This is a genomic window from Streptomyces sp. NTH33 (genome assembly GCF_003236365.1).
Taxonomy (GTDB): domain Bacteria; phylum Actinomycetota; class Actinomycetes; order Streptomycetales; family Streptomycetaceae; genus Streptomyces.
In genome coordinates, this window is sequence record NZ_POTZ01000440.1 from 1 (window position 1) to 5,729 (window position 5,729).

Genomic DNA, 5,729 nt, shown 5'->3' on the forward strand with positions numbered 1-5,729 from the left:
ACCCCGACCACCACCACGCCCACCACGTGATGGTGTCCTGGCTCGCCGAGCGCCGCGCCGACGGCGGCCCGGACCCCCTCCACGAGGTGTACGACTTCGCCAACTGGACCGCCGAGCAGGCGCCCGCCGACTCGCCCCTGGCCATCCTCCCGGTGGTCGCGCACGCCGAGCGCTACCGAGTCCTGGCCGCCGGCGGCCACCTGCCCGCCGAACCGGTCGCCTCCGGGCACTGGGCGGGCCGCCGGGCCCGGCAGGTGATGAAGGCCGCGTTCGACTGGTGGCTGGAGTGGGAGCAGGAGGACCACCCCCGCCGCCTGGTCGACCTGAACTTCCTCGCCCACGCCAAGCACTGCCAGGGCCGGGGCGCCGAGGCCGCCGCCCTGTTCCACCGCATCGGCGACCACCCCACCCCGGCGCCGTGGTCGTACCCCGACCGGGACCCGTACACCGCCTTCCGCACCGCCCGCGCCGGCGCCCTCGGCGCGATGTAGCGCCCTTGCGAGCGCCGGCGCGCGACCTCGAGCCCGCACGACCCCGAGCCCGCACGACCTGCACGACCTGCACGAACGCAAGCCCGCACGACCTGCACGACCTGCACGACCTGCACGACCCCGAGCCTGCACGACCTGCACGAACGCAAGCCCGCACGACCTGCACGAACGCAAGCCCGAACTCCGTACGGCCGACGACCCCGACGCCCGAAAGGACGAACCCCGATGACCACGGGCAGCACGAGCACGAGCAGAACCACCGCCGACGGCGGCGGCATCAGCACCTTCAAGGGCGAGGAGCGCGCCCTGCGCGCCGACCGCCTCGGCACGGGGGGCCTGCTGCTCTCCGTCCTCGCCGCGACCGCCCCGCTCATGGTGGTCGCGGGTGTCATGCCCACTGCATTCGCGGTGATGGGGATCGTCGGCCAGCCCCTGCTCTTCGTGATCCTCGGCACGGTGCTGATCCTCTTCAGCATCGGGTACGCCGAGATGAGCCGCCACGTCCACAACGCCGGCGCCTTCTACGCGTACATCTCCCGCGGCCTCGGCGGCACCGCGGGCGCGGGCGCGGCCCTGGTCGCCCTCGTCGCCTACAACGCCCTCCAGGCCGGCATCTACGGGATCTTCGGCTTCGAGGTCTCCAACCTGCTCGCCACCTACGCCGACCTCACCGTCGCCTGGTGGATACCGGCCCTCGCGGCCGCGGCCGTCGTCGGTGTGCTCGGCTGGCTGAAGATCGACGTCAACGCGCGTGTGCTCGGCGTGCTGCTGGTCATCGAGGTCGTCCTCGTCGTGATCTTCGACGTGGCCGCGGTCGCCGACCCCGCCAAGGAGGGCCTGTCCCTGCACGCCTTCGACCCCGCCACGCTCTCCGGCGCCGGCATCGGCACCGCGCTGTGTTTCTGCATCGCCGCCTTCCTCGGCTTCGAACAGGCCCCGGTGTACGCCGAGGAGACCAGTCGCCCGCACATCCTGGTCCCGCGCGTGATGTTCCTCGCCGTCGGCGGCGTCGCCGTGTTCTTCGCGATCAGCAGCTGGGCGCTCACCGTCGCCACCGGCCCCTCGGCGGTCGTCGGCACCGCGCAGAAGGAGAGCGCCGGGCTGCTGTTCACCCTGACCGAGTCCCGGCTCGGCGCCACCTTCACCGACGTCCTGCACGTGCTGTTCGTGACCGGCATGTTCGCGGCCATGCTCAGCTTCCACAACGTCGTCGCCCGCTACGCCTTCGCCATGGGCCGCGAGGGCCTGCTGCCGGCGGCCTTCGGCCGCACCTCCAGCAGCAGCGGCGCCCCCGCGACCGGGTCGCTCTCCCAGACGATCGTCTCGCTGGTCATCGTGATCGCCTTCGCGGCCACCGACGACAAGCCGGCCGGCGACCCCACCGCGCCCGTGCTGCACCTGTTCACCTGGTTCGGCAACCTCGGCGCGCTCGGCGTGATCGTCCTGATGGCCGCCGCCTCCCTGTCGGTGATCGTCTTCTTCGTACGGCGCGGAGCGGCGGCCGCGCAGGCCTGGCGGCTGGTGACCTCCGCCCTGGCGGGCCTGGCCCTGCTGGTGATCGCCACCTACACCGTCAAGGACTTCGACGTCCTGGTCGACGCCGGCCCCGGCTCGGCCCTGAGCTGGGTGCTGCCCGGCATCATCGGCCTCGCCCTCGTCGTCGGCCTGGTCCAGGGCGCCGTCCTGCGCTCCCGCCGACCGGAGGTCCACGCCCGCATCGGCCTGGGCAACGAGGCGTTCCAGCTGGAGAAGGAGGCGGAGAAGACGGTGGAGGAGGCGCGGTAGGGCGAGGCGTCGCCCAGCCTGGGAAAGTCGCCCAGCCTGAGAAACACATGAGAAAGCACGACGGAAGTCCGACGAGCACCCGCGACCCCTGGTCCGCCGGGGGTCACGGGTGCTCGAATGAAGGGGTGAGCCCCGAACCGCCACCCGAGGAGGAGGGCCGCCCGGTAGGCCGCCGCGTCTTCCTCGCCACCCTTGGCCTCGGCGCCCTGGGCGTGGCCGCCGCGCCCACGCTGCAACGCGGCCTGGAGGGCGTCCTCGGCGCCGTCTCCGGCAAGGACCCCACCGGTCTGAGCGGCCTGCTCCCCAACGGCGGAGGCTTCCGCTACTACTCGGTCGCCGCGTCCGTCCCGCACCAGGACGCCACGACCTACCGCCTCACCGTCGACGGCCTCGTCGACCACCCGGCGACGTACACACTGGCCGGTCTCCGGGCCCTGCCCCAGACCCGCATGGTCCGCGACGTCCAGTGCGTCACCGGCTGGCGGGTGCCCGGCACGCCCTTCGAGGGCGTACGGCTCTCCCACCTGCTCGACCTGGCCGGAGTGCGGGACCACGCCAGAGCCGTCCGCTTCACCTGCTTCGACGGCACCTACACCGAGAGCCTCACCCTCGCCCAGGCCCGTCGCTCCGACGTCCTGGTCGCCCTGCGCATGCAGAACAAGGACCTCGGCCACGAACACGGCGGCCCGGTCCGCCTGTACGTCGCCCCCATGTACTTCTACAAGTCGGCCAAGTGGCTCTCCGGCATCACCGTCACCGACCGCGTCGAGCCCGGCTACTGGGAACACCTCGGCTACGACGTCGACGCCTGGGTCGGCCGCTCGAACGGACGGACCGATGTCCCTACGGGCTGACACCCCGGCCCCGGCCGGCACCCGCGTCCGCCGCTTCACCCGGACCGAGCGGTGGGTGCACCGGGCCACAGCCGCGCTGATGGGCGTGTGCGTGGTGACGGCGGCCTGCCTCTACATCCCCCAGCTCGCCGAACTCGTCGGCCGCCGCGAGCTGGTGGTCCGCGTCCACGAGTGCGCCGGGCTCGCCCTGCCCGTACCGGTCCTGCTGGGCCTGGCCTCCCGCGTCTTCCGCGCCGACCTGCGCTTCCTCAACCGCTTCGGCCCGCACGACCGCCTCTGGCTGCGCGCCGCCCTGCGCCGCGACAAACGCCGCTCCTCGCGCCCGGCCGGCAAGTTCAACGCCGGTCAGAAGATCTACGCCGCCTGGATCGCCGGAGCCGCTCTGGTCATGCTCGGTACGGGCCTGATGATGTGGTTCACCCACCTCACCCCCCTGGCCTGGCGCACCGGCGCGACCTTCGTCCACGACTGGCTCGCCCTGACCATCGGCATCGTCCTGGCCGGCCACATCGGCATGGCCCTCGGCGACCCGGAAGCCCGCCGAGGGCTGCGCACGGGCCTGGTCACCCGAGCCTGGGCGGCCGGCGAACACCCGCTGTGGCGGCCTTAGGACCTTTCAGGGGCCGAAGCCCAGCAGCGCCCCGGCGCTGAACTCCTCGTCCTCGACGAGGAGTTCGGTCGGCTCGGTCTCGACACGGCCCGGGCCGGGGCCGTTAGCCCGCACCCCGTAAGGACCCCAGCCGGCGCTCGTGCCCTGGGTGAGCGTCTTCAGCCCGCCCTGGCCGGCGTCGCCGTACCACTCCTAGATCACCAGGGACAACAGCAGGACCAGGGCGCCGGCGACCACCGAGATGACCGTCTCCATGACCGACCAGCTCTTGACCGTCTGTCCGACGCTCATGCCGAAGTACTCCTTCACCAGCCAGAACCCGGCGTCGTTGACATGGCTGAAGAAGAGCGAGCCGGCGCCGATGGCCAGGACCAGCAGGGCGGCGTGGGTGGTCGACATGTCGGCGGCGAGCGGGGCGACCAGACCGGCCGCCGAGATGGTCGCCACGGTCGCCGAGCCGGTCGCGAGCCGGATCGCCACCGCGATCAGCCACGCCAGCAGCAGCGCCGGGATCGACCAGTCCTTGGATATGTCCAGGACCATCTGACCCACACCGCAGTCGATCAGCGTCTGCTTGAAGCCGCCGCCGGCGCCGACGATCAGCAGGATGCCGGCGATGGGCATGAGGCTCTTGTCGACGGTCCGCGCGATCCGCTCCTTGCCGAACCCGGCCGGGACGCCCAGCGTGAAGATGCCGACGAGCACGGCGACGAGCAGGGCGATCATCGGGGAGCCGAGGATGTCGAAGACGCGCTGGGTCATGTTCGCGGGGTCGTCCACGACGATGTCGACCAGGGCCTTGGCCAGCATCAGGACCACCGGCAGCAGCACCGTGGCCAGCGTGGCGCCGAAACCGGGACGCCGCTCGAGCTCCTCCGACGGGCGCTGGGGCAGCATCCGGTCGGGGACGGGGACGTCCACCCAGCGGGCCGCGAACCGGGAGAACAGCGGACCGGCGATGATCACCGTCGGGACGGCGACCAGGATGCCGAGCGCCAGCGTCACGCCCAGGTTGGCGTTCACCGCGTCGATCGCGACCAGCGGGCCGGGGTGCGGCGGGATCAGGCCGTGCATCACGGACAGACCGGCCAGTGCCGGGACACCGATGCGCATCAGGGAGTAGTTGCCGCGCTTGGCCACCATCAGCACCACCGGGATCAGCAGCACGATGCCGACCTCGAAGAACAGCGGCAGACCGATCACGGAGGCGATCAGCACCATCGCCCACGGCATCGCCCGGCCCCCGGCCTTCGCCAGGATCGTGTCGACGATCTCGTCGGCGCCGCCGGAGTCGGCGAGCATCTTGCCGAGGATCGCGCCGAGGGCGATCAGCACGCCCACACCGGCGACGGTCGAGCCCAGGCCGGCGGTGAAGCTGGCGATCGCCTTGTCGAGCGGCGCCCCGGCGATTGCGCCGAGCACCAGTGACCCGATGGTCAGCGACAGGAAGGCGTGCAGTTTGTACTTGGTGATGAGGAAGACGATGACGGCGATGCCCGCCAGGACGGCGATGCCCAGCTGAGCGTGTCCGGCCGAGGTGATCGGCGGGGGCGCGTCCGCTGCCAGCATCTCGACGCTGAGTCTGGTCACGGGTATTCCCTTGCAGGTGGATGGGGTGTCGGGGAGAGGTGTGCCGCAGTCGGTGACCGTGGGGGAGAGGCGTTACCGCCGGGGCGGCCGCGTCTCGGTCGGCTGCGTGGAGCTGTCGAGGTCGTCCAGCGCGGCCAGGGCGCGCGCGGTGATCTCCTCGGGAGTGCCGGAGACGTCGACCGCGACGCCCCGCTCGTCCGGCTGGAGCGGCTGCAGCGTGGCGAACTGGGAGTCCAGCAGCGCCGTCGGCATGAAGTGACCCCGGCGGTGCGCCATGCGGCCCTCGATGAGCTCCCGGTCGCCCGTCAGATGGACGAACACGACCTCGGGGGCCGCGGCCCTGAGCCGGTCGCGGTACGACCGCTTCAGCGCCGAGCTGCTCACCACCCCGCCCAGCCC

Annotated in this window: 5 protein-coding genes and 1 pseudogene; 4 read left to right on the forward strand and 2 right to left on the reverse strand. The window is 72.0% G+C overall.

What is annotated here, in order from left to right; translation table 11 throughout:
• The 4 genes and pseudogenes from C1I97_RS29850 to C1I97_RS29865 all read left to right on the forward strand — a co-directional run.
• A pseudogene (locus C1I97_RS29850) lies at positions 1 to 491 on the forward strand (hypothetical protein); the annotation flags it as partial.
• Between the two features lie 225 nt (positions 492 to 716).
• A complete protein-coding gene (locus C1I97_RS29855; RefSeq protein WP_111006221.1) occupies positions 717 to 2,276 on the forward strand; it encodes an APC family permease in 1,560 nt (519 codons plus the stop codon).
• Positions 2,277 to 2,401: 125 nt separating this feature from the next.
• Complete coding sequence (locus C1I97_RS29860; RefSeq protein ID WP_258382801.1) at positions 2,402 to 3,130, forward strand: molybdopterin-dependent oxidoreductase; 729 nt, start codon at positions 2,402 to 2,404, stop codon at positions 3,128 to 3,130.
• A complete protein-coding gene (locus C1I97_RS29865; RefSeq protein ID WP_111006223.1) occupies positions 3,114 to 3,740 on the forward strand; it encodes a cytochrome b/b6 domain-containing protein in 627 nt (208 codons plus the stop codon). The genes C1I97_RS29860 and C1I97_RS29865 overlap by 17 nt, the downstream gene beginning before the upstream one ends.
• 192 nt (positions 3,741 to 3,932) lie before the next feature.
• Here C1I97_RS29865 and C1I97_RS29870 read toward each other — a convergent pair whose 3' ends face one another.
• A complete protein-coding gene (locus C1I97_RS29870) occupies positions 3,933 to 5,330 on the reverse strand; it encodes a GntP family permease (protein WP_111006224.1) in 1,398 nt (465 codons plus the stop codon).
• A gap of 72 nt (positions 5,331 to 5,402) precedes the next feature.
• Positions 5,403 to 5,729 (reverse strand): gluconokinase (locus C1I97_RS29875; RefSeq protein ID WP_369008372.1); only part of this gene is annotated, 327 nt, incomplete at its 5' end.

Coding starts and splice junctions, on each gene's coding strand:
- C1I97_RS29865 (WP_111006223.1), top strand. CDS start 3,114: ATGTCCCTACGGGCTGACACCCCGGCCCCGGCCGGCACCCGCGTCCGC.
- C1I97_RS29855 (WP_111006221.1), top strand. CDS start 717: ATGACCACGGGCAGCACGAGCACGAGCAGAACCACCGCCGACGGCGGC.